The organism is Cytobacillus firmus DS1, from assembly GCF_000565285.1.
In the GTDB taxonomy this organism is placed as follows: Bacteria; Bacillota; Bacilli; order Bacillales; family Cytobacillaceae; genus Cytobacillus; species Cytobacillus firmus_A.
This window is the reverse complement of record NZ_APVL01000053.1, coordinates 1-3,345: the sequence shown is the minus strand read 5'-3', so window position 1 is coordinate 3,345 and position 3,345 is coordinate 1. Positions and strand designations below refer to the sequence as shown.

Sequence of the window (3,345 nt, the reverse complement as noted above, 5' to 3'; positions counted from 1 at the left end):
ATTTTTAAGTCATTTAATTTTGCTTCATTATCTTTGAAATAGACTTCTTTTACTTCTTCCTTTGGCTTTTCAGTTTCAGTTGAATTTGATTTTGAATCTGAATCGCTTGAGGCATTATCAGTCCCTCCACACGCTGCCAATAAACCAATCATGATTCCAATTACACTCATTGCTAAAAGCTTTTTAAACAAATTAAACTCCCCCTCTTTTTGGTTTCCTTTACCATATACGATAATATCAAACATTTGTTTCAAAAAATACCCAAACTAAATTTCATTCTTTGTTTTCTCCATAAATTAATTCATCAACCGTAATATGCAGTGCATTAGCAATAAGAGCTGCATACTGAAGATCTGGTTGAGTTTTATTTTGTCTCCACTTTGAAAAAGTTGTTTCAGAAACCCCACAAATCTTTGCAATATATTTGTTTTTCAATCCTTTCTTATCCATCCAATAGTCAATCTTATTATTAAACATACGAATCCTCCCATGCCTTTTACAACCAATTCCACACTCTGCTTTTAATTCCTTCAAATTAAAATTTGATAAAAATTTAATTTTTATTAATGGACAAGATATCTGGCCAGGCTATCGCCCATAGAATGTATCAGACACTAAAGAAAGAGGGTGGAGATACATGATAAATGGCATCTTAAAAAGTATTTTCGATGGTTATAAGGAAAGTGAAGTAACCAAGAGGAGAATGTACGAAAGCAGCTTTAATGATCTGGATGAAACTGAATTTCTCTTTTCGTCTGCCTATCTTAATCAACTGTATTTCAGTGCGAAAACTGCAGATGATTGCTGTACCATCATGAACTACCTGGAAAGGTATCAATGTGTGGATGCCGGAATTGAAAGCTATGATGAAATATATTATCAAACGGCAGCTAAATTAAAAAGAAAATTGAAGGAGGAAGAGAGACGTGGGAGTCGAGGTTATTCCTTTTAAACAGTTTGTTTCTGGTTATTCCTATATGTCTCCAGATCCCGGATTACTATCCATGGTGGACGGGGGACTTACATTCTTTGTGGGCACTGGGGCTGTCCTTATGGCCCTCTTTTTTTTAGAAAAATGTGGCGTGCCGATTAATGAAGCGACTGTTCGGGCAGTTGGGCTGGGAGGTGTTCTGTTTGCTCTCGGGTGGGCTGTATTCAAGAATCCACTCATACGCAGCCTGGTCATCGGGTTTTAGGCAGTCAGTTCTCCCGGCTGTTCGGATAGCGATGTTATCAAGGGTTTAAGCTTGTATTAATTAGTTCGGTTTGAGTGAAACTTCTTTAGCTTTTCGCTAAAGTCCTCATTCACTTGTTTCACAAGTTCATTTCGGAAAGGAGCGCATGTTCAATGATTGAATGGTTAGCTTTTCCCCTGTTGGTTGCTGGAGCTGCGGCCATACCTAAAGGGAGCAATGAAAGGAAAAGCATTCAGACGATATTTGAAAACACAGGGTATGGAATCACCAATAAAAAAGGAGAACCGCAATTCCCTAAGTTCAAAAAGAAATATCCTATTGTAGACGGAGAAGAAAAAATTGGAACAAAGTATGTATTTCAAATCCCCTTAGGCTTGCCGGCCACTAAAATGGCTGAATTGGAAAAGAAGGTGCATTTCTTCTCAGATGGATTAAGCCGACCGGTATTGGTCGAATTTAAAGCCTGGGTGATTCCCAAGGATCCACGGAAGTATTTAGTGATTAAAGTGTTTAAGAAGGACATACCAGACTTATTCCCATATAAATTGGTTCCTGAATGCCCTGTATATCCGGAAAAACATAAGAAGGCAGGGGAAAACAAATGGGTGATTCCATTAGGTAAAGTTTTGGAAGGAATGCTTTGGCACGACTTTGAGCAGATTCCTCATATGACTGTGGCCGGCACAACTCGTTTCGGCAAAACAGTTTTTCTAAAGGTCCTGGTTACTTACTTGATTGAATATCATCCACAAGATGTGGAGCTGTATATCATCGATTTAAAGGGAGGTCTGGAGTTTGGAAGGTATAAGCTTCTGGAACAGGTAAAAGGGGTGGCCAGCAATCCAATGGAAGCTGCTATCATGCTTGATGGCATCCATAATCAGATGAAGGAGGAATATAAGTACTTTCAAGAAAATTTCTATACAAACATTTCTAATACACCCATTAAGAAAAGAAAGTTCATCATTGTGGATGAAGCAGCCCAGCTGGCCCCTGAGAAGTGGATGAAAAAAGAACAAAAAGAAATGTTAGGTATGTGCCAATTCTTCTTAGGTGAGATCACACGCATTGGCGGCGGGTTAGGCTATAGGGAAGTCTTCTGCACGCAATACCCTACATCAGACACTTTGCCACGTTCGATTAAACAAAATTCAGATGGAAAAGTAACCTTCAGGCTGCCGTCCGGCTATGCTTCAGAAGTGGCCATCGATGAAAGGGGAGCAGAGGAGCTTCCATCCGATGTGAAAGGCAGGGGACTCTATAAGACTCACGAGCTTCAGAAAATGCAGGTTCCACTCTTAGAAGATCATGACATGTGGAAGCGACTAGAACGATACCAGGTCCCACAATCATTGAAAGGAGCAACAGAAAATGTTGTCGAGTATCGAGAAAAAGAAAAGCCGGCAGGAGAAGATCTTGTTAAGTTTGGATAAATTGGTCTTTGCTTCACGAGAGCATCTCCAAGTATTGCATGAATTGGGCACCGATCGAAATGCTCTGAAGGTGCTGAACCATATGAAGGATTTTTTGCATATCAAGATGCACAACGGCAAATATGTGTACTATTTAAACACTACTGGTAGGGACCTCATTGGCTCTGATAAGGAAGTGAAGTGGTCAATGTCTGTTGATCATCATCTTTTAAGAAATGATATGTTCCTGTATTTTAACCGCCCACAAGACTGGAGGATTGAACAGAAGATCACATTCAAATATCAAAGTGGGCTGACCTACAAAGAGACCTCAATTATCCCTGATGCCACCTTTACTCACCATAAAGTTTTTCACTTTTTAGAAGTGGATAGAACCCAATCTATGTCTGAGAACAAAAAGAAAATAAAGCAGTATGAATTGCTTTCTCCGGCCATTGAGAAGCAATATAAACATAAGCCTGTCCTTGTCTTTTACACTACAACTGAAAGCAGAAGGGACATATTGAATAATTATTGTACTGATGTCGGAATGCTGTGTATGGTGTTCACTAAAGAGGATTTACGCTGATGCCTAATTGATGCCATGAAAAATACAAAGTGGTATCAATTCGTATATATTTTATAAGAGGGAAAACAAATGAAGTTTCTTTATTATTACAACATTATCAAGAAGTGAAATCTCATACAAACACTGAATGCATGGGCGGCATGATGTA

General features: G+C 39.0%; 5 protein-coding genes and 1 pseudogene. 4 read left to right on the top strand and 2 right to left on the bottom strand.

Annotated elements, in window-relative coordinates:
- Positions 1–191: pseudogene (locus PBF_RS24585) on the bottom strand (DUF5067 domain-containing protein); the annotation flags it as partial.
- A gap of 82 nt (positions 192–273) precedes the next feature.
- Positions 274–477 carry a helix-turn-helix transcriptional regulator gene (locus tag PBF_RS24580; RefSeq protein ID WP_035333640.1) on the bottom strand — a complete coding sequence of 68 codons (204 nt, stop codon included), beginning with the start codon at positions 475–477 and terminating at the stop codon, positions 274–276.
- A 160-nt stretch (positions 478–637) separates the two neighbouring features.
- Between PBF_RS24580 and PBF_RS24575 the strand changes: the two genes are divergently transcribed.
- The 4 genes from PBF_RS24575 (at position 638) to PBF_RS24560 (ending at position 3,197) form a co-directional block, all read left to right on the top strand.
- Entirely contained in the window at positions 638–952 is a 315-nt protein-coding gene (locus PBF_RS24575) for a hypothetical protein (protein WP_035333639.1), read from the top strand.
- A complete protein-coding gene (locus PBF_RS24570; RefSeq protein ID WP_035333638.1) occupies positions 927–1,196 on the top strand; it encodes a hypothetical protein in 270 nt (89 codons plus the stop codon). The genes PBF_RS24575 and PBF_RS24570 overlap by 26 nt, the downstream gene beginning before the upstream one ends.
- Before the next feature lie 152 nt (positions 1,197–1,348).
- The gene (locus PBF_RS24565) at positions 1,349–2,629 is read left to right on the top strand and encodes an FtsK/SpoIIIE domain-containing protein (RefSeq protein WP_035333636.1); all 1,281 of its coding nucleotides are present in this window, start codon (positions 1,349–1,351) and stop codon (positions 2,627–2,629) included.
- A complete protein-coding gene (locus PBF_RS24560; RefSeq protein ID WP_051489015.1) occupies positions 2,613–3,197 on the top strand; it encodes a replication-relaxation family protein in 585 nt (194 codons plus the stop codon). The genes PBF_RS24565 and PBF_RS24560 overlap by 17 nt, the downstream gene beginning before the upstream one ends.
- Positions 3,198–3,345 lie beyond the last annotated feature (148 nt).